Genomic DNA, 18,927 nt, shown 5'->3' with positions numbered 1-18,927 from the left:
ACGTCAGGGCCGCCGCGGCGGCCGACGGACAGGGAGGGGAATCGTGCCCGAGAACCGGGCGGAAGCCGATGTACGGAGCGAGAAGGACCTGATAGACGTCGACCGGGTGGTCGACGCGTACTACACCCTTCGTCCCGATCCGGGGGAACCCGGCCAACGGGTCGTGTTCGGGACCAACGGACATCGCGGCGCCTCCCTCGACACGGCGTTCAACGACGATCACATCGCCGCCATCAGCCAGGCGATCGCCGAGCAGCGCGCCGCCCGGGGCATCACGGGCCCGCTGTTCCTCGGGAAGGATCCGCACGCGCTGTCGGAACCGGCCTGGATCACCGCCCTGGAGGTGTTCGCCGGCAACGGCGTCACCGTCCTGCGGGACGCCTCCGGGGGCCACACCCCGACTCCGGCCGTCTCCCACGCGATCCTCGCGCACAACCGGCGGTACGGCGCGGTGGCCCCGGCGGACGGCGTCGTGATCACCCCGTCGCACAACCCGCCGGGCGACGGGGGCTACAAGTACAACGAACCGCACGGCGGACCCGCGTCCGCGACGACCACCTCGTGGATCGAGCAGCGTGCCAACGCGCTCGTCGCCGGCGGGCTGACCGAGGTGCGCCGGGTGCCCTTCACCCGTGCCGAGGCCCTGGACACGACCGGGCGGCACGACTTCCTCGGCGGCTATGTCGACGACCTGGGGACCGTGCTCGACCTGCAGGCCGTACGCGCGAGCGGCGTACGGATCGGCGCGGATCCGCTGGGCGGCGCCTCGGTCGCCTATTGGGGGCGGATCGCCGAGCAGTACGGTCTCGACCTGGCCGTACTCGACGACCGCACCGACCCGACATGGTGGTTCCTCGCCCCGGACGGGGACGGCAGGCTCCGCACCGACTGCTCGTCGCCGCACACCATGGCGCCGCTGACCGGGCAGCGCCACCGCTTCGACGTGATCGTCGCCAATGACGCGGACGCCGACCGGCACGGCATCGTCACCCCGGACGGCGGACTGCTCCCCGCCAACCACTACATGGCGGCGGCCGCCGCCCATCTGCACGCGCACCGCGACCGCTGGCCCGCGGCCGCCGGGATCGGGAAGAGCGTCGTGACCACGGCGTTGATGGACCGGGTCGCCGCCGATCTGGGGCGGCCGCTGGTCGAAGTGCCGGTCGGCTTCAAGTGGTTCACCGAGGGGCTGCGGACCGGCCGGCTCTGCTGGGGCGGCGAGGAATCGGCCGGGGCGTCGTTCCTGCGCCGGGACGGCTCGGTGTGGACCACCGACAAGGACGGCATCGTCCCGGCCCTGCTGGCCGCCGAGATCATCGCCGTCACCGGCGCCTCTCCGTCGGAGCACTGGGAGAGGCTCACCGCCCGGCTCGGCCGCCCGTACTCCGTGCGGACCGACGCGCCCGCCACTCCCCGGCAGCGGACCGCGCTGGCCGGACTGACCGCCGACCGGCTGCCGGGAGGCGCGCTCGCGGGCGAGGACGTCGTCTCGGTGCTCACGCGCGCCCCGGGCAGCGGCACACCGCTGGGCGGCATCAAGGTGTCGACCCGCAACGCCTGGTTCGCGGCCCGCCCGTCCGGCACGGAGCACGTCCACAAGGTCTACGCCGAGTCCTTCCTCGGCCCCGACCATCTCGCGCGTGTCCTCGAAGAGGCACAGGCGAGGGTGGCGAGGGCGATCAAGGACTGACCGGCCGCGCCGGCGCGGAATCCGGACGGTGTTCAACCGCTTCGTCATGCGGTTGAACACCCGTCCCCGCCCCCGATCAACCTGTCCGACTTGGGAATTGAACACGTAGACGAGATCTGCGGTGATTCGGAAGTATGAAGCCGTTCCGGGTACGGACACCCAACAAGGTTTCGGAGAAAATGAATTGAACGAGCGGCCCATTCTCATTCACACACATGGAATCGGCGCGATCGACTACAGTTCGATGCTCCCCGGTGAACTGCGCAGGGTCGACGATCTCGCCACGGAGAACGGGTTCGATGTCGTCCCCGGCGTTTTTCTCGGGCGCGATCACATTCCCGGACTGACGGACGTGATGTGCGCCTGGCACGAGAACCGGGCCTCCTTCCCGGCCATTCTCGGATTCTCCGTGGAGGGCCCCCTCCTGGGACGGACGGGCGGGGTGCCCCCGCGCGGCATCTGGTCGCCCACCGCCCGGGAGTGGGAGCGCATCGCCGCGCTGGGCCGCTACGGACTCCGGTACATCGTCATGGGCCCGGACATGGGAGACCTGGACGACGAGCTGGACGACGGCCTCACCTACCGGGACGTGATCGACCTCTGCTACGCCAACGGGGTCAAGATCGCCCTCGGTCACTTCCAGCACGACGCACCCGAACGGAGCGCCGAACGCACCCGCGCGCTCATCGCACACGTGCAGGATCGTTACGGCCCCGGCCCGGACGTCCTCCTCACCGACCACCTCTACAACGACATGCCGCGCGCCTTCCGGCACGTCTGGCGTACCGCGGAGGAACGAGCCGGCCGCGCGGAGCAGTTGAAGCCGGTGCTCGCCGCCGACTGGGAGTCGGCGGACCTCGACCGGCTGCTCGGGCCGGTGCCCGCGACCCTGCTGCGGGCCGCCCGGGAGGGAAGCCTGCTGCCGTTCCTCAACTTCGACGGCGACCACGTCGACCTGGCCGTCTGCCGCCGCACCCTGGAGTACCTCGGTCCGGAGCGCCTGATCGGGATCACGGACGACACCAGCGTGCCGTTCCTCGCCGGTGAGGAGCTGCACCACCGGGAGGGCAGCGGCCTCTGGTACCGCACCGACGGCATCGTGGCGGCCGGCTCCGGTGGTCTCGCCGTCCAGCGGCGCAACGTCTCCGACATCGCCGATGCCCGGGCCTTCGGGCAGCTCTTCCACCACAACCCGCGTCGTGCGCTGACGCCGGTACGGGAACTCGTACCGGCCGCCACGGCGACCGTCCCGACAGGTACGGCACTCTCCGGCGAAGGGCTCGGCCGTGTCTGACTCCACCCTGAACCGCCTGCCGGCCGGAACCGACGACACCGCAGCCCCCGGGACGACGGCCCGCGAGACAACGGCCCGCGACACGGCGGCCCGCGACTCGGCGGCCCGTGAGTCGACCGCACGTGACGCGACGGGCGCGTACGTGAGCGCATGCGATCCGGAAGCCGCCGTCAACGCCAGCACCTGGAAGGAGACGGAGAGCGCCCACTCCGCGGTCAGAGCGGCGCTCCTGTCGCACTCCTGGCCCGAGACCTCGGTCTCGCACGCCCTCCACCGGCTCGCCGTCGACCCTGCCGACGCCGCCGCGCACCGCCATGTCGAAGCGGCCGTGGCGGCCGAACTGGCCCGTGACCGCGCGCTCGACGCCCGGCTCGCGCCGTTGCTCGCCGAGGTGGCGCGTACCAGCGTCGTCCGGTACCACCTCGGCGCGGAGTACCGGCGGCCCGCCGGCGACGAACCCGCCGTCCCCGACACCCCCGAGGACGTCCGCGCGCTCCTCACCGACCGGATCGCCCCCGCCCCGGACCGGCCGGGCGCGGGCGACCCGGCCGTCACGGTCGTCATCCCCGTCCGGGCACACCCCTCCGACACCGGCCGGGCCCGCAACGCCGTGGCCGCCGTCGCCTCCGCCGTACGGCAGGACCTCGACCGGTCCGCGTACCGCGTCGTCGTCGTGGAGCAGGACGTACGGCCCCGGATGGACCGCTACCTCGCCGACCTCGTCGACGCGTACCTGTTCCTCCCCAACCCCGGCGCCTTCAACAAGAGCTGGGCGCTGAACGCCGGAGCGGCGGCCTTCCCCGGGACGCGCCATCTGTGCTTCCACGACGCGGACATGGTGGTGGAGCGCGACCATCTGAGCCGCGTGGTGGCCTGCCTCGACGACGGGCCTCCGGCCCTGCTGCCCTACGGCGACCTGCTCTTCCTCGACCAGGTCAGCAGCGGCCGGGCCATCCGCTCGCGGCTGGCGCCCGGCGGCCCGGCGAGCGCCGACGCGGGCCGGCTGAGGGGCTTCGCGCTCCGCGACGTGTGGGGCGGATACGTCAGCGTCACCCGGGACCTCTTCGAGACCGTGGGCGGCTACGACGAGCGGTTCCGCGGCTGGGGCGACGAGGACAACGAGTTCTACCGGCAGGTGCTGCGGCACACCTCCGTGCCCCGCTGGGACAGGCCCCTCGCCCATCTGTGGCACCGCCGGCCGGTCATGGTCGACGCCGACGGCCGCCGGGCCAACCAGCACATCGCCAGAACACCGCGGCCCGCCGACCCGGGGCCGCTGGGCGACCCCGGGAAGTACGCGCGCGAGATGCCGCACGACACAAGGACGGATACGACGTGAGCGCGCAGAGCAAGGGGTTCGCGGCCCGGTTCGGCGTACCGCCGCTGACCGAGGTGCGCCGGACGACGGCCGCGGTCCTGGTGGACACCGTGGGCGTGGGACTGATGATCCCCATCTCCCTGCTGTACTTCACCCTCACCACGGACGTCCCGGTCGCACAGCTCGGCGCCGCCCTCACGGCGGCCACCCTGCTGTCGCTGCCCGCCGGCCTGGCGGGCGGGGCGATGACGGACCGCCTCGGCCCCAGGGCCGCCATGGTCTCCAACAACGTCATCTCGGCGGCGGGTTACGTGCTGTACCTGCTGGCGGACGGTCTGGTGGGGATCTTCCTGGCCATGCTGCTGGTCGCCGTGGCGGACCGGATGTACTGGGCCTGCTGGTCCTCGTACGTCCACGCCCTCAGCAACGGCCGCCCGTTCGAGCGCTGGTTCGCCTTCCTGGAGTCCGTCAAGGCGGGGGCCATGGGCCTCGGTGCGTTCCTCGCGACCGCGGTGCTGGCCGTCAGCGCCGTCAGCGGGGCACGCTGGCTGGTCGTCATCAACATCCTCACGTGTCTGGCGGCCGCGCTGCTGTTCGTCCTCCAGCCCATGGCCAGGACCGCCGACAGCGGGACGGACCCGGCGGACGGGGACGACGAGGACCCCGAACTCCTCCAGGCCGTACGGGGCTGGCGCACCGTCCTCTCCGGCCGCACCAACCTCCTGTTCAGCCTCGGGCAGGTGCTGTTCAGCCCTGTCATGCTGCTGCCCTCCGTGGCGCTGCCGGTGCTCTTCGTGGAGCGGTGGGACATGCCGGTCTACGTGTCCACGCTGCTCTTCGCGCTGAACACCGGGATCGCGGCGCTGATCCAGACGCCGCTCAGCCACGCGGTGCGCTTCCGTTCCCGCGCCGGGGTCATCTGCTTCTCCGCCGGACTGCTGTCCGCCTCGCTGCTCCTGATGGCGCTCCTCCCGGAGCGGCAGTCGCCGCTGGCGTGGACGGTGGTGGTGTTCGTCGGCGTGGTCCTCGCGGTGGTCGACGCGCTGTACATGCCCGCGTCCAACGCCCTGATGACCGAATCGGCTCCGGACGCCGTGCGCGGCCGGACCGTCGCCGTGTTCCAGACCTCGGGCGCGGTGGGCATGGCGCTCTTCCCGATCTGCTTCGGTGTCGTCTTCCAGTACTCCGCGGCGCTGACCTGGATCCTGCTCGCCCTCGTCATCGCGGTGGGCGGACTGTGCTTCGCGGCAGCCTCGTCCGGGCTGCCGCAGGCGGTGCGCTTCCCGGAGCTCCGCGCGGCGGGCGGGGCCGTACCGTCCGAAGGGGACGGGCCAGGCCCGGTGGCCCCCGGCTCCCGGGCGCCCGAAAGCCGGGCAGGGGCGGAGTGAACCGGCTTCGGCACGGAGCCGGGCCGCCGGCGGGGGAGCCGGACTGCACAGTGGCGCGGTCGGAGGGCCCGGCTGCCCCGGACCGACCCGCGGACGACACCGTGACCGTGCACCGGCTGGGAGTCCCGGCCGCCGCGGTGCGCGGACCGCTCGTCCGCGAAGGAGTCCTCTTCCACATCGACGTACGTCACGGACATGTGGCCGCCGTCGCCGGAGGGCGGACCCGTGTGGTGATGCCGAGCGTGCCCCCCGACGCCGTCCTCTGCGCGGTCGGCGAGGACCTGGGCGTCGCCCACCCCGTGCCCGGCGGTTTCGGGGGAGTCGTGTTCCGCGTCCGTGACGGCATCCCCACCTGCCCCGCCCCGCTGGTCCTCCCGCCCGGCCTCCGGGAGCTGGCGCACCTGGCATCGCCCTCCGGCGCGGTGGAGCGGGAGCACCGCCAGATCCGGTTCGAGAGCGCGAGGTTCCGTGCGGAGCTCTCCGTACCCGCCACCGCGGGGGCCGTCGGACGCCGCCTCCTCCGCCCCGGGGCGCCGGGTGTCGTCTGGCCGGTGCGGACGCTGGTGCTGGAACCGGCAGGTGAGGGGCGGTGCCTGATCACCGAGCACATCACCGGCTTCACGTCCGGGACGGGACCGTGGTGACCCCGGCGGCCGGCGGACCGGGCGGGTCGATCCGCTGGCCGGGTGTCGTCGTGGTGGGCGCCGGCGTCACCGGACTGCTGGTCACCGAGCGGCTCCGACAGCGCGGCGTACCGGTCCTCCTCGTGGAGCAGCGTGGTCTCGGCGCGGGCCAGACCGGTCACTGCCACGGCTATCTGCACCGCGGCTACATCTACCGCCGGCTCGGCGCGCCCCAGCAGAGCGTCCTGGACGGCTGCGCGGAGTGGTGGAGCCGCCGCCTCGCCGGGGCGGGCGGGGACGCCTTCGTCGGCGAGGAGAGCGTCATCGGGTTCACCGGAGCGGGGGAGAGGGAGGAGACCCTGGCCGCCTGGACCTCGCTCGGCATGCCCTGGAAGGAGGTCGGCGCACCGGGCCTCGCCGGTACGGTCGGGACGTTCGCGGTACCGGAGGCGACCGTGTCCCCCCGTGCCGCCGTGCGTGCCGTGGCGGGTATCGCGGCGTCCACCCCCGGGGTGCGCGGCCGTGCCGTGCTGCCCCGGCTCTCCGGCCGGGCGGTGTCGGCCCTGGAGATCCTCACCGACGAGGGGACCCTGACGGTGTCGGCCCCCGCCTACGTGCTGGCCGCCGGGCTCGGTACACCCGGCCTGCTGGGACCCTGGGCGCGCGCCCTCGGCATGCGGACCCGGCTGTCCTACATGCTGGTCTGCCGCAGCGGCCGTGACCTGCCCGGCGCGTTCTGCCTGCCCGAGGACAGCGCACAGGGGCTGTTCGTGGCCTCCCGGCCGGCCGGCCGGGACCGCGTGTACCTCATGTCGACCTTCGTCAACTTCTGGCCGAGCGCCGAGGACGAGGACGCCCGCCGCTCCTGGCTCGGCGCCGTCTCCCGGGTACTGGCCACCCACGTCCCCGGCCTGTGGGACGACCCCGACGCCCGGTGGGGGCTCTATCCCGCCGGAAAGATCGAGGTGGACGTGCCCGATGACGGCGGCCTGCCGGAAGGCGGTGTCCTCGATGTCGGCTGGGACAACGCGGTGGCCGTCCTGCCGGGCAAGTTCGTCCTCGCCCCTCTGTACGCGGACCGCTGTCTGGACCGGCTCGCCCGTCTCACCGACCTCGACCGCCTGCGCGATCCCTCCCCGGCGGCCGCGGGGTCCCCGCTCGGGCCGTACGGCCCCGGCGAGTCGTCCTGGGCCGCCGAGGACTGGGAGATGACACCGCTGTTCAGCCGCGCCGCACTCTTCGACGGCCCGGGACCGGCCCGTCTCGTCCCCGCACCCTCGCAACGGAAGGAGAACGACCGGTGGAGTGCCTGATACTCGGTGCCGGTGCCGGCAGCAGGCTGATGCCCCTCACGGGCCGGCTGCCCAAACCCCTGCTCCCTCTCGGTCCGACCACCATCCTGGGGCGTCTGGTCGACCAGGTGGCCTCCCTCGGGCCCGACCGGGTCCTGTGCAACCTGCACCATCACGCGGCGGCGGCCGAGGCGTACCTCGCCTCCGCCGAGCCGGCCCTGCCGGTGATCACCCGCCGGGAGGAACGGCTGCGCGGACCGGCCGGTTCGATGCTCACCTTCCAGGACGAACTCGCCGCCGCCGACACCGTTCTCGTGGTCTCCGGAGACCTCTACCTGGGCAACGGTGCCCTCGGGGAGCTGGTACGGCGACACGAGGAGTCCGGGAGCGAGCTGACCGTGCTCGCCGTCGAGGTGGACGACGGATCGCGGTTCGGCGTCTTCCGGCTCGACGCCGGCGGGCGCCCCACGGCGCTGGAGGAGAAGCCGTCCTGGGCCGCGGGCCGCCGGAGCTGGATCAGCGGCGGAGCCTACTGTCTCCGCCCCGAACTGCTGAAACGCGTTCCGAACGACCGTATCTACGACTTCGGCGCCGACCTCATCCCCGAACTGCTGGCCGAACGGGCCGAGGTGACCCTCGCCCCCTGGCTGGGGAGATGGGACGACCTGGGGACCATCGACTCCTATCGGCGGGCCGTCCTCGACGACCTCGCGTCCCGGCAGCCGGGAGGCGGTGACGCCCGCCACGTCGCCTCCACCGCCCGCGTCCACCCGTCGGCGCGGCTCACCGGCCGTGTCCACGTCGCGGACCGGGCCGTCGTGGAAGCCGGCGCCTGGCTGCACGACACGGTCGTCCTCCCCGGAGCGACCGTCCCCGCACACACCATCGTGGCCGACGGCTGCGTCGCCTGACCCCGAAAGCCGGATCAATCTCGGAGACCGCATGCGCATCCTTGTCCTCGCCCCGGCCTACCACCCCCTGATCGGCGGCGCGGAGTCCTACATCCGCACGGTCGCCACCGGGCTGGCGGCCCGCGGCCACGACGTGATGGTCGCCACCGACGGCGATCGTGTCACCGCTCCCGCCGACGACACCGACGGCCAGGCCCGCGTCCGGCGGCTGCTGGCCTACCGGGACCTTCTGGACGACCCCACCAAACTCCGCTGGGAGCAGATGCAGTTCAGCACGGCGGGGGAACTCTCCTCCCTCGTCGACACCTGGGGCACCCCGGACGTCGTCTTCGCCAACAGCCACGAGACGGCCGTCCTCGGCAGCATGGTCGCCCTGACCCACGGCCGCCCCCTCGTGGCCAACTTCCACGAGCAGGAGCCCGAACGCGGACCCCTCGGCCGGGGCCGGGCCCGGCTGGTCTACGCGGCCCTGCCGGTCAACGCGCTGGTGGCGGGCAGCCGGTTCTACCACGACAAGGCACTCGCGTACGGCAGTCCGCTGGAGACCACCCACCACATCCCGCACGGCATCGAGTGCGAACGGTTCGCGACCGAGGGGCCGAGGCGGCCCGACGGACGGTTCGTCATCGTCCTCAGCGGCCGGATCGCCCCCCGCAAGCAGCAGGACTTCATGGTCCGCGTGCTGGCCCGGCTGATCTCCGGAGGCCTCGACGCCCACCTCGTCATCGCGGGCCGCGCCCACTCCTCCGACCTAGGCTTCTACGAGCGGCTCCTCGCACTCGTCAAGGAGCTCGACCTGGAGGACCGGGTCACGCTCCGCCAGGACCTGGCCCTCGACGACATGCCCGCCGTGTACCGGGAGTGCGATGTCGTGGTGCAGCCCAGTCTCGCCGAGGGGCTCGGGCTGGCCGTCCTGGAGGCGATGGCCGCGGGCCGCCCCACGGTCGTCAGCGATGTGAGCGGTCTGCGTGAGGTCATCGGCGACCCCCATGTCGGACTGCGGCTGTCCCCCCACGCCGAAGGCGTCTGGGCCGAGGCGCTGACACGGCTCGCGGCCGACGAACAGCTCCGCGCGCGGCTGGTCGCGAACGCCCTCTCCACCGTGCGCAGGGAGTTCAACGTGCGCCGCATGCTCGACCAGACGGAACGGCTCCTGGAAGGCGTGCGCGCGTCGTGGAGCCCGGACGGCAGCGACCCCGTCGGGTGACCCGGCCGGTTCGCCCCCTCGGGTGACCAGAGCCGGCGGCCGCAGCCGCTCCCCGGCCGGCGGCCGCCCCCGGCTCCCCGGCCCGCCCTTTCGACGCCCCCTCAGCCTCCCCGGAAGGACACCCACGATGCACGTACAGAACGGCACCATCTGGCTCGACGGAGAGATCGCCGCATGGGACCGGGCGAGGATTCCCCTGATGTCCGACGCGCTGCTGCGCGGGCTGAGCGTCTTCGACGGGCTGGTCGCCCGACGGCAGACCGACGGAACACTGGCGCTGATCGGCGCGGAACGCCACCTCGACCGGCTGGCACGCTCCTGCGAGGTCCTCGGCCTGCCGCTGGAAGGCGGGCCCCCCGCACTGCTCGACGGCTGCCGCGCCGCCGCCGAGCGTGAGGCCGGCGACGACCCGGACTGCGAGGTGTACGTCCGGCCCATGGTGGTCGGGGCCATCCTCACCCCGCGAGCCCGCGCCGCCTCGGTGACCGTCGCCGCCTTCCGCCGGCAGCCCGCCGCTCCCACCCCCGTCGCCCTGCAGACCAGCGCGTGGCGGCGCCCCGCCGACGACACGCTGCCCCCGGCCCTGAAGGTGGTCGGCAACTACCAACTCACCCGCCTCGCACGGCTGGAGGCGACGACGGCCGGGTACGACGACGCGCTGATCCTCAACACCGCGGGCCGGGTCGCCGAGTCGGCGGGCGCCGCCGTCGTACAGGAACGCGGCGGACGACTGAGCACACCGCCCGCCTGGGAGGGCTGCCTGGACTCGGTGACCGTGGCGCTGCTCGCCGAGATCGCCCGCGCCGAGGGCATCGAGTGGGCGCGCGAGCCGCTGCTGCGCACCACCGTGCTCGGCGCGGACGGTCTGGCGCTGGCCGGAACCCTCGCCGACGTGGTGCCGGTGAGCAGGCTCGACCACCGGGAGTACGCCGCGCCCGCGCCGCTGCTCGATCAGCTCGGGGAGCTGTGGGCCGAGGCCTCCCGGGGCGGCAAGCACGCCGGGCTGCTGGAGACGGTGACGGTCTGATGGGGGAGTTCATCGACGGCGCCTTCGACGTCCTGGCCAGCCGGCAGGCGTACACCTCGCCGTACATGCGGCTGCGCGAGGACGACGTGCGCTTCCCCGACGGCTCCCTCGGCGTCTGGACCGTACTGGAACGGTCCGATTTCGCGCTGGCCGTGCCCGAGGTGGCGCCAGGGCGGCTGGTGATGGTCAACCTCTACCGGCATCCGGTCGGCCGGCGGTTCTGGGAGTTCCCCCAGGGCTCGGCGGCGAGCCCCGGCGTCTCCCCGCAGCGGACGGCCGCCGAGGAACTCCGGGAGGAGGCCGGCTGCGCGGCGGAAGCGTGGCAGCCGCTCGGCGTGCTGCACGAGGCGTACGGCTACGCGACCGGCGCGTGCCACGTCTTCCTCGCGCGCTCGCTGACGACGGTCGGACAACGGCCGGAACCCGGCGAGGGAGACATCCGGCTCGGGGTGTTCGACACCGAGGAGATCTGGCGGATGCACGACGCGGGCGACCTCACCGACGCGGTGACCGTCGCCGCGCTCGGCCTGTACGAGCGGACGAGACACGGCACGGACCGGCGACCGGGACGACAGGACGGTACGGAAACGCGCCCGGGACGACAGAACGGAACGGCATCACGTCCGGGACGACAGAACGGAACGGCATGGTCACGTCCGGGACAGCGGGGTGGAACGGAATGAGCGGTCGTACGACGCCACAGGACGGCCTCGGCGCGCCGCCGACGGCGGGCGCGAGCGTCTGGGGAGACAGCAGGCGGGCCGAGGAGGTGCTCGCCCTGGCCTCCACCGGCCGGCCCCGGAACGTGATCCTCTTCGTCGGGGACGGACTGGGCGAGGACGAGGTCACCATCGCCCGCAACTACCTCAGGGGCGCCGACGGACGGCTGGTTCTGGACAGGTTCCTCTTCACCGGCACCGTGACCAACTACTCGGTGGTTCCCGGCGACCCCACCCGGCACAACTACGTCACCGACTCCGCCGCCGCGGCCACCGCCTGGGCGACCGGGGTGAAGACCTACAACGGCGCCATCGGCGTCGACGCCTTCGGAGCCCCGGTCCCCACCCTGGTGGAACTGGCCCGGGAACGGGGCATGGCCACGGGCCTCGTGACCACCGAGGAACTCTGCGACCCCACCCCCGCCGCGATGGCGGCGCACGTCGCCGACCGCAGCGGCCGCGGGCCGGACACCATGGAACGCTGCCAGGGGCAGGCGACCGAGAACGGCGGGCCCGGCTCCATCGCCGAGCAACTGGTACGCACCCGCCCCGACGTCCTCCTCGGAGGCGGCGAGCAGTACTTCCGCCAGACCGTCCGGGCCGGCGAGTTCCACGGCCGTACGGTCCTCGACGAGGCCGCCGCCGCCGGCTACCGGCTGGTGACGACCGCGGCGGGGCTGGCCGCCGCTGATGCCGGCGAGCCACTGCTCGGACTCTTCGGCGACGGTGCGCTGGCCCGCGCGTGGGTGGGGCCGAAGGCGCGTACCGACCGGGGACCCGCGGCCGTGTGCCGGGTCAACCCCGACCTCCCGGCCGACCAGCCGACGCTGGCCCGGATGACGGCGAAGGCGCTGGACCTCCTGGACGAGCGTGCGGCGGGCCGCGGATTCCTGCTTCAGGTCGAGGCCGGGCTGATCGACACGGCCGGCCACGACGGCGACCCGTGCGGAATGATCAGCGAGGTGGCCGCCTTCGACGAGGCCCTCGCGGTGGGACTGAACTGGGCGGAGGAACACGGAGAGACCCTGGTCCTGGTCACCGCCGACCACGGCCACTCGGCCCAGATCGTCCCCGTCGACGTCGAGAGCCCGGGGGCCACCACGATGCTCCTCGCCCACGACGGCGAACCCATGCTGATCAACTACGCCACCAATCTCCCCGGCGAGATCCTGGTGCACACCGGCGCGCAGGTACGGGTCGCCGCCCACGGCCCGTCGGCCGTCGCTGTCCTCGGACTCGGCGACCAGACGGACCTGTTCCGACTGATCACCCGGATGTGGGAGGAGAAGGACGGTCATGCCGGCGTCTGACCACCGGCCGGCCGGCACCGTGCTGGACGGCAAGGCCCGCCGTTCCGCCGAAGGGCGCGTCGGGCGCTCCGCCGTCACGCGCGCCGTCATGCTCGGACCGGCCTTCGTCGCCGCCGTCGCCTATGTGGACCCCGGCAACTTCGCCACCAACTTCACCGCGGGGGCGCACTACGGCCACCGCCTGCTGTGGGTGGTCCTGGTGGCCAACGTGGCCGGCCTGTTCTTCCAGGTCCTGGCCGCCAAACTGGGCGTCGCCACCGGCCGGGACCTGATGCGCCTGTGCCGCGACAGGTACCCGCGGCCGGTGGCCTTCGGCCTCTGGGCGCAGGCGGAGGCCGTCGCCGTCGCCACCGACCTGGCGGAGATCATCGGCGGCGCGCTCGCCCTGCACATGCTCCTGGGCACGCCGATGCTGCTCGGCGGTGTCATCACGGCGCTCGTCTCGTTCGCGCTGCTCCACCACGACCGGCGGGGGCGGCGCCGGTTCGACTGGATCGTGGCCGGATCGCTGCTCGGCATCGCGGGCGCGATGCTCTGGCTCGCCACCGCGGCCCGCCCCGGCTTCTCCGAGCTGTCGTCCGGCCTCGTCCCCGGATTCGAGGGCCGCGAGAGCCTGATGCTGGCCACCGGCATCATCGGCGCCACGGTCATGCCGCACGCGATCTTCCTGCACTCGGCCCGGTCCGCCGAGCGGGTGGGGACGCTGCGGCGGGCCGGAATCCTCCGTGCCGGCCGTGACGAGCGCGTGGTGCTCCGCGGTGTCCGCTTCGACGTGACCGTCGCCATGGTGCTCGCCGGGGTGGTCAACGCGGCGATGCTCGTGGGCGGCGCGCACCTGGCCGGCGGCGCGGCACCGCTGGTCGAGACGCTGGAGGACGTACGGGACGGGCTGCGCACCTCGTTGGGCGGCGGTGTCGCCCTGGCCTTCTGCGGGGCGCTGCTGATCTCGGGACTCGCCTCGTCCTCGGTCGGCACCTACGCGGGACAGGTCATCATGACCGGGTTCCTGCGCCGCCACCCGCCCCTGATGGTGCGCAGGGTCCTGACCGTGCTCCCCGCCCTGCTCATCCTGGCGGCCGGCGCCGACCCCACGGCCGCCCTGGTGTGGTCCCAGGTGGTGCTGTCGTTCGGGCTTCCCTTCGCCCTCGTTCCGCTGCTCCTGTTCACCCGGGACCGGGAACTGATGGGTTCCCTGGTGAACCGGCGCCTCACCACGGTGTGCGGAGCGGCGGCGGGAGCCGCCATCATCTGTCTCAATCTCAGCCTCCTCCTGCCGTGACCACGGCAGGATCTCCGCAGAGCATCTCGACCGCTCCGCCGACGACAGCGAGAACATGGGACACCGCATGCACACGAGCGCCGCGACCGGGACGGACCTGCCGGATGCCGGCACGCGACTGCGCCCCGCCACCGCCGAGGACGCCGACTTCCTGACGGCGATGCTGCTCGAGGCGTTCAACTGGGACGGGCCGCGCAGCACCCTGGACGAGCTCCTGCGGACCCCGGACATCGCGCACTACGTCACCGGCTGGCCCCTTCCCGGTGACTTCGGCGTGGTGGCCGAGGACGGCACCGGCGGGCCCGTCGGCGCCGTCTGGGCGAGAAGGTTCCCGGCGACCGACCCGGGCTACGGCCACGTCGACCCGACGGTGCCGGAGCTGACCCTCGGCGTTCTGCCCGGCCACCGGGGGCGGGGCATCGGGAGCGCCCTGCTGGACGCGGTGGTGGACCTGGCGGCGCGCTCGGGCGTGGCCCGGCTGAGCCTCAGCGTCGAGGACGGCAACCGGGCCGCCGGCCTGTACGCCTCCCGGGGCTTCGTCACCGTCGGACGCGAGGGGCGGTCGGACACGATGCTGCTCCGGCTCACCGCCGGTGGGTGAACGACTGCCGCAAGGCCGACGACCCCGCTGAGCCGCCCTCGCCGAACCCCTGGTCCCCGATCCTTGAGCCGTAGCCGGCCGGATCCCTCGCCGACGGGCAGCGAGCCCGGCCTGCCCGGCGGCTACTCCCGGAGTCGTGCCAGTCGGGCCGCCGTGTGGTCCAGCAGCATCTCCAGAACCGCCGGATAGGCGCTGTGCGGCATCCGTCGCGCCAGATGGCCGGCCGTGGCGGCGATATGGGGATGCGTCGAGGCGGGCAGGCGCGCGTACGTCGACTGCCACATCGCCTCGTCCTCGGCGCGGGCCCGGTCCGTCAGGGCGAGCGGGCCCGCGTCCAGGGCGGCGAAGGCGAGGCTCTGGTCGATGAACGCGTGGTACGTGCGGACCGCCTCCGGATCGGGCAGGCCGGTGCCCCGCAGGATGCCGAGGACCGTCTCGTCCACCGCGATCTCGCGCGGCCGGCCGCTCACCCGACTGGCGGTGAGCACGGCCGCCTGCGGGTGGGCGAGGTACGAGGCGTGGACGGCGAGGCCGAGGGCCCGCAGGTCCGTCCGCCAGTTCCCGGTCGCCTCCCAGCCGTCGAGCGCCCGCCCCATCAGCTCGTCGCCGATGGCACGCGTCAGATCGTCCATGCCGCCGAAGTAGCGGTAGAGGGTGCTGGGGTCGGCGCCCAGCGCCGTGCCCAGACGGCGGGCGGTCAACCCGGTGCTGCCGTGCTCCCGCAGCACCCGCAGCGCGGCCCGCACGAAATGCTCCTCGGACAGCACGGTGCCGCCCTGCGTGGGACGACGCCGACGGCGCGCCCCCTCCGGGACCACCTGCTTCGCCATGTCACCCCTCTTCGTACGGCCGTACTGCGGTCGCAATCCGGTTGAAATCGGCGGGAAAAGACCGGTAGAAGCCCGGCTGTGCGCCGGTTCGTCGCCGCGACACGCCTTATGCCAACGACATTGACCTTAACGCCCGCCATCCCGTTGCATCAGCCCTGCCCGGAGGCGTTCGCCTCCCGCAAGGAAGGTGAATGACGTGCGAGTACTTCTCGTGGGCGCAGGCGGCGTCGGAACCGCTGTCACCCGTATCGCGGCCCGCAGGGACTTCCTCGGCCACATGGTGGTCGCCGACTACGACCGCGCCCGGGCCGAGGCCGCCGTCGCGGCACTGGGGGAGCGGGGCGGACGCTTCAGCGCCCTGCGGCTGGACGCGTCCGACGAGGAGGCGGTGCGGCGGGTGCTCACCGAGCAGAACTGCGACGTGCTGCTCAACGCCACCGATCCCCGGTTCGTGATGCCCCTCTTCCGGGCCGCCCTGGACGCGGGCACCCACTACCTGGACATGGCCATGTCCCTGTCGGCGCCCCACCCCGAGCGCCCGTACGAGGAATGCGGCGTGAAGCTCGGTGACGAGCAGTTCGCGCTGGCGGAGCGCTGGGAGAAGAACGGCGGGCTGGCCCTGGTCGGCATGGGCGTCGAACCCGGTCTGTCCGATGTGTTCGCCCGCTACGCCGCCGACGAGCTCTTCGACGAGATCGAGGAGATCGGCATCCGCGACGGCGCGAACCTGACCGTCGAGGGCTACGACTTCGCCCCGTCCTTCAGCATCTGGACGACCATCGAGGAATGCCTCAACCCGCCCGTGGTCTACGAGAGGGACCGGGGCTGGTTCACCACCGCCCCGTTCAGCGAGCCCGAGGTCTTCGACTTTCCCGAGGGCATCGGACCGGTGGAGTGCGTGAACGTCGAGCACGAGGAGGTGCTGCTGGTCCCGCGCTGGGTGGACGCGCGCCGCGTCACCTTCAAGTACGGCCTCGGCGACGACTTCATCGCCAAGCTCAAGACGCTCCACGACCTGGGCCTCGACTCCACCGCCGAAGTGACCGTGCCCGGCCCGGACGGGCCGGTACGCGTCTCCCCGCGCGACGTCGTCGCGGCCTGCCTCCCCGACCCGGCGACACTCGGCGACCGCATGACCGGCAAGACGTGCGCCGGCACCTGGGTGAAGGGGACCAAGGACGGCGCGCCGCGCGAGGCGTACCTCTACCACGTGGTCGACAACCAGTGGTCCATGCGCGAGTACGGCTCCCAGGCCGTCGTCTGGCAGACGGCCCTCAACCCCGTCGTGGCCCTGGAACTCCTGGCCACCGGCGCGTGGACGGGGCAGGGAGTCCTCGGCCCGGAGGCCCTGCCGCCGCGCCCCTTCCTCGATCTGCTGAACGAGTACGGCTCCCCGTGGGGGCTGCGCGAAGAGGCATGAGCCGGCTGCCGCCCCCGGCGGGGGGCGGCAGCGCCGTGGTCAGCGCCTGACGGTGTCGTCGGTCTTCAGGTCGTCGATCGACTCGTCGAAGTCGTCGACCTTGTCGGGGCAGTAGACCTGGAGCACGATCCGCTCGACCTCGACCGCCTTGGTGTCGGCGATGACGGGGCGCATGCCCGGGCCGGTGGCGCCGTTCGAAAGCTGCTGGATCCGCTGCAGCGCCGTCGTCAGGGCGCTGCCGGGGTCCTCGCAGACGGCTCCGCCGTCCGTGCCGAGCAGACGTTCGGTGGTGTCGGTCTCCGGGGTCGGATAGCCGGCCTTCGCCAGCTCCTCGTTGAGCTGGTTGGCCTTGGCGGCCGTCTGGCTGGTCCGCCGCACGGCGCTGTACTGGACGAGACCGATGACCACCAGGGCGACCAGGATCACGATCGCGCCGATGTAGACCCATTTGTGTTCGGACGCGAAGCGGGTGGGGCTCATGACCGGCCTCCGTTCGGCTCGGCGGCCTCGGTGCGCCAGGAGGGCTTGCGGAACTTGAGGAAGGCCCACGGGATGAGCAGGCCGAGGACCAGCAGACCGCTGCCGATCATGATGACGTACGACAAGGTGCTGCCGCTCCCGAACTGGGACGGCGGGATGAAGCCGATCGCCAGGGCCGCGAGCGAGGACAGCAGTCCGACCGTGCAGACCAGCCCGATGGCGGGCACCCGGTAGCCGCGGGGGTGGTCCGGCTGGCGCTTCCGCAGCCGCATCGCCGCGGCGAACATCAGCAGGTAGACGATCAGATACACCTGGGTGGTGATCGTCGAGAAGATCCAGTAGACGCTCGACACATTGGGGATGAACGCGTACATCAGGGCGATGATCGAGGTGACGACACCCTGCGTGACCAGGATGTTCTGCTGGATCCCGAACTTGTTGAGCTTCTGCAGGAAGGGCGGCAGGTAGCCCTCGCTGCGGGAGATCTCCAGGAGACCCTTGGACGGCCCGGCCAGCCAGGTCAGCATGCCGGCGAGGGAGGCGGAGATCAGCATGACGGCGGCGATGGGGGTCATCCAGCCGATGTCGAAGTACGCGAAGAACGCGTCGAAGGCCTGCATCACACCGGCCGTGAGGCTCAGCTGGTCCGCCGGGACCACCCAGCTGATCGCGAGCGCGGGCAGGATGAAGATCAGCAGCACCAGGCCCATGGCCAGGAACATCGACTTCGGGTACTCCTTCGCCGGATTCTTCAGCGAGGAGACATGGACCGCGTTCATCTCCATCCCGGAGTACGAGAGGAAGTTGTTGACGATCAGGACGAGGCTGGCGAGGCCCGTCCACTGGGGCAGCAGGTGGCTGCTGTTCATGGGGGCGGCCGAGGCGTTGCCCTGGCCCAGGAAGACCATGCCGAGCACGACGAGAATCGTGCCGGGGATGAGGGTTCCGATGATCAGGCCCCAACTGGCGAGCCCGGCGAGCGCCTTCGTGCCCCGGGAGGAGACCCAGACGCCCGTCCAGTACAGGACCATGATGACGATGGCGGTGTAGACGCCGTTCGAGGCGAGGGCCGGGTCGATGATGTAGGCGATGGTGGAGGCCACGAACGCCAGCAGGCTCGGGTAGTAGAAGATCGTCATGGCGAACTGGCACCAGACCGCGAGGAATCCCAGCGGCTTGGAGAGCCCTTCGGCCACCCAGCGGTAGACGCCGCCCGACCAGCCCGAGGCGAGCTCCGCCGACACCAGCGCGGTCGGCAGCAGGAACACGATCGCCGGAACGAGGTAGAGGAAGACGCAGGCGAGGCCGTAGACGGCCATGGTGGGCGCGGCGCGGAGGCTGGCGACCGATGCCGTCGTCATCAGTGCCAGCGTGACCCACGTCAGGGTGGGAGTGGCTGCCACTCCGGTCCGCGATGTGGCGGACTGTTGTTTCGGAAGCTCTGCTGGTACGTCCATGGAGCTCATGCGGGGACCCTCCCTCGACGGGCGACGGCGATGTGGCCAGCGTTCGGGCACATCGCACACGGCGCACCATGG

At 72.4% G+C, this 18,927-nt stretch carries 17 protein-coding genes; 14 read left to right on the top strand and 3 right to left on the bottom strand.

Translation table 11 applies throughout. From position 1 onward, the window contains the following. Positions 1 to 43: 43 nt before the first annotated feature. The 13 genes from ACH4MY_RS17785 (at position 44) to ACH4MY_RS17725 (ending at position 14,659) form a co-directional block, all read left to right on the top strand. A complete protein-coding gene (locus ACH4MY_RS17785) occupies positions 44 to 1,690 on the top strand; it encodes a phosphoglucomutase, alpha-D-glucose phosphate-specific (RefSeq protein WP_398003992.1) in 1,647 nt (548 codons plus the stop codon). A gap of 244 nt (positions 1,691 to 1,934) precedes the next feature. Further along, the gene (locus ACH4MY_RS17780; RefSeq protein WP_398003991.1) at positions 1,935 to 2,984 is read left to right on the top strand and encodes a hypothetical protein; all 1,050 of its coding nucleotides are present in this window, start codon (positions 1,935 to 1,937) and stop codon (positions 2,982 to 2,984) included. Further along, positions 2,977 to 4,323, top strand: coding sequence for a galactosyltransferase-related protein (locus tag ACH4MY_RS17775; RefSeq protein ID WP_398003989.1), 1,347 nt, complete (start codon positions 2,977 to 2,979; stop codon positions 4,321 to 4,323). Before ACH4MY_RS17780 ends, ACH4MY_RS17775 begins: the two co-directional genes overlap by 8 nt. Then, positions 4,320 to 5,690 (top strand): MFS transporter, encoded by a 1,371-nt coding sequence (locus ACH4MY_RS17770; RefSeq protein WP_398003987.1) that lies wholly within the window; start codon positions 4,320 to 4,322, stop codon positions 5,688 to 5,690. The genes ACH4MY_RS17775 and ACH4MY_RS17770 overlap by 4 nt, the downstream gene beginning before the upstream one ends. 101 nt (positions 5,691 to 5,791) lie before the next feature. Next, complete coding sequence (locus tag ACH4MY_RS17765) at positions 5,792 to 6,334, top strand: hypothetical protein (RefSeq protein ID WP_398003985.1); 543 nt, start codon at positions 5,792 to 5,794, stop codon at positions 6,332 to 6,334. Next, positions 6,328 to 7,626 (top strand): FAD-dependent oxidoreductase, encoded by a 1,299-nt coding sequence (locus ACH4MY_RS17760; protein WP_398003984.1) that lies wholly within the window; start codon positions 6,328 to 6,330, stop codon positions 7,624 to 7,626. Before ACH4MY_RS17765 ends, ACH4MY_RS17760 begins: the two co-directional genes overlap by 7 nt. Then, a complete protein-coding gene (locus tag ACH4MY_RS17755; protein WP_398003982.1) occupies positions 7,614 to 8,516 on the top strand; it encodes a sugar phosphate nucleotidyltransferase in 903 nt (300 codons plus the stop codon). Before ACH4MY_RS17760 ends, ACH4MY_RS17755 begins: the two co-directional genes overlap by 13 nt. A 31-nt stretch (positions 8,517 to 8,547) precedes the next feature. Continuing rightward, the gene (locus tag ACH4MY_RS17750; protein WP_398003980.1) at positions 8,548 to 9,723 is read left to right on the top strand and encodes a glycosyltransferase family 4 protein; all 1,176 of its coding nucleotides are present in this window, start codon (positions 8,548 to 8,550) and stop codon (positions 9,721 to 9,723) included. Between the two features lie 127 nt (positions 9,724 to 9,850). Next, complete coding sequence (locus tag ACH4MY_RS17745) at positions 9,851 to 10,750, top strand: aminotransferase class IV (protein ID WP_398003978.1); 900 nt, start codon at positions 9,851 to 9,853, stop codon at positions 10,748 to 10,750. Next, a complete protein-coding gene (locus ACH4MY_RS17740) occupies positions 10,750 to 11,433 on the top strand; it encodes an NUDIX domain-containing protein (RefSeq protein WP_398003976.1) in 684 nt (227 codons plus the stop codon). The genes ACH4MY_RS17745 and ACH4MY_RS17740 overlap by 1 nt, the downstream gene beginning before the upstream one ends. Next, positions 11,430 to 12,779: an alkaline phosphatase gene (locus ACH4MY_RS17735; RefSeq protein ID WP_398003975.1), complete on the top strand. Its 1,350-nt coding sequence runs from the start codon at positions 11,430 to 11,432 to the stop codon at positions 12,777 to 12,779. The genes ACH4MY_RS17740 and ACH4MY_RS17735 overlap by 4 nt, the downstream gene beginning before the upstream one ends. Beyond that, a complete protein-coding gene (locus ACH4MY_RS17730; RefSeq protein ID WP_398003973.1) occupies positions 12,766 to 14,058 on the top strand; it encodes an Nramp family divalent metal transporter in 1,293 nt (430 codons plus the stop codon). The genes ACH4MY_RS17735 and ACH4MY_RS17730 overlap by 14 nt, the downstream gene beginning before the upstream one ends. Positions 14,059 to 14,125: 67 nt before the next feature. Beyond that, positions 14,126 to 14,659: a GNAT family N-acetyltransferase gene (locus ACH4MY_RS17725; protein WP_398003971.1), complete on the top strand. Its 534-nt coding sequence runs from the start codon at positions 14,126 to 14,128 to the stop codon at positions 14,657 to 14,659. A gap of 122 nt (positions 14,660 to 14,781) precedes the next feature. Here the strand turns inward: ACH4MY_RS17725 and ACH4MY_RS17720 are convergent, their stop codons facing one another. Next, entirely contained in the window at positions 14,782 to 15,489 is a 708-nt protein-coding gene (locus ACH4MY_RS17720; protein ID WP_398003969.1) for a TetR/AcrR family transcriptional regulator, read from the bottom strand. A 196-nt stretch (positions 15,490 to 15,685) separates the two neighbouring features. Between ACH4MY_RS17720 and ACH4MY_RS17715 the strand changes: the two genes are divergently transcribed. Next, positions 15,686 to 16,909 carry a saccharopine dehydrogenase family protein gene (locus ACH4MY_RS17715; RefSeq protein ID WP_398003967.1) on the top strand — a complete coding sequence of 408 codons (1,224 nt, stop codon included), beginning with the start codon at positions 15,686 to 15,688 and terminating at the stop codon, positions 16,907 to 16,909. 39 nt (positions 16,910 to 16,948) lie between these two features. Here the strand turns inward: ACH4MY_RS17715 and ACH4MY_RS17710 are convergent, their stop codons facing one another. Continuing rightward, on the bottom strand, positions 16,949 to 17,389 hold the full coding sequence (locus ACH4MY_RS17710) for a hypothetical protein (protein ID WP_398003966.1): 441 nt from the start codon (positions 17,387 to 17,389) through the stop codon (positions 16,949 to 16,951). Next, positions 17,386 to 18,855: an APC family permease gene (locus tag ACH4MY_RS17705; RefSeq protein ID WP_398003964.1), complete on the bottom strand. Its 1,470-nt coding sequence runs from the start codon at positions 18,853 to 18,855 to the stop codon at positions 17,386 to 17,388. Before ACH4MY_RS17705 ends, ACH4MY_RS17710 begins: the two co-directional genes overlap by 4 nt. Positions 18,856 to 18,927: the final 72 nt, after the last annotated feature.

It is taken from the genome of Streptomyces sp. NPDC017246 (genome assembly GCF_044331325.1).
GTDB lineage: Bacteria > Actinomycetota > Actinomycetes > Streptomycetales > Streptomycetaceae > Streptomyces.
Note: the sequence above shows the minus strand (reverse complement) of the source record. Positions and strands in the feature narration are given on the sequence as shown.

Bases quoted from the DNA above. Each gene is read 5' to 3' on its own strand.
- ACH4MY_RS17780 (WP_398003991.1), top strand. From the start codon at position 1,935: ATGCTCCCCGGTGAACTGCGCAGGGTCGACGATCTCGCCACGGAGAAC.
- ACH4MY_RS17750 (WP_398003980.1), top strand. From the start codon at position 8,548: ATGCGCATCCTTGTCCTCGCCCCGGCCTACCACCCCCTGATCGGCGGC.
- ACH4MY_RS17745 (WP_398003978.1), top strand. From the start codon at position 9,851: ATGCACGTACAGAACGGCACCATCTGGCTCGACGGAGAGATCGCCGCA.
- ACH4MY_RS17740 (WP_398003976.1), top strand. From the start codon at position 10,750: ATGGGGGAGTTCATCGACGGCGCCTTCGACGTCCTGGCCAGCCGGCAG.
- ACH4MY_RS17735 (WP_398003975.1), top strand. From the start codon at position 11,430: ATGAGCGGTCGTACGACGCCACAGGACGGCCTCGGCGCGCCGCCGACG.
- ACH4MY_RS17730 (WP_398003973.1), top strand. From the start codon at position 12,766: ATGCCGGCGTCTGACCACCGGCCGGCCGGCACCGTGCTGGACGGCAAG.
- ACH4MY_RS17725 (WP_398003971.1), top strand. From the start codon at position 14,126: ATGCACACGAGCGCCGCGACCGGGACGGACCTGCCGGATGCCGGCACG.
- ACH4MY_RS17720 (WP_398003969.1), bottom strand. From the start codon at position 15,489: ATGGCGAAGCAGGTGGTCCCGGAGGGGGCGCGCCGTCGGCGTCGTCCC.
- ACH4MY_RS17710 (WP_398003966.1), bottom strand. From the start codon at position 17,389: ATGAGCCCCACCCGCTTCGCGTCCGAACACAAATGGGTCTACATCGGC.
- ACH4MY_RS17705 (WP_398003964.1), bottom strand. From the start codon at position 18,855: ATGAGCTCCATGGACGTACCAGCAGAGCTTCCGAAACAACAGTCCGCC.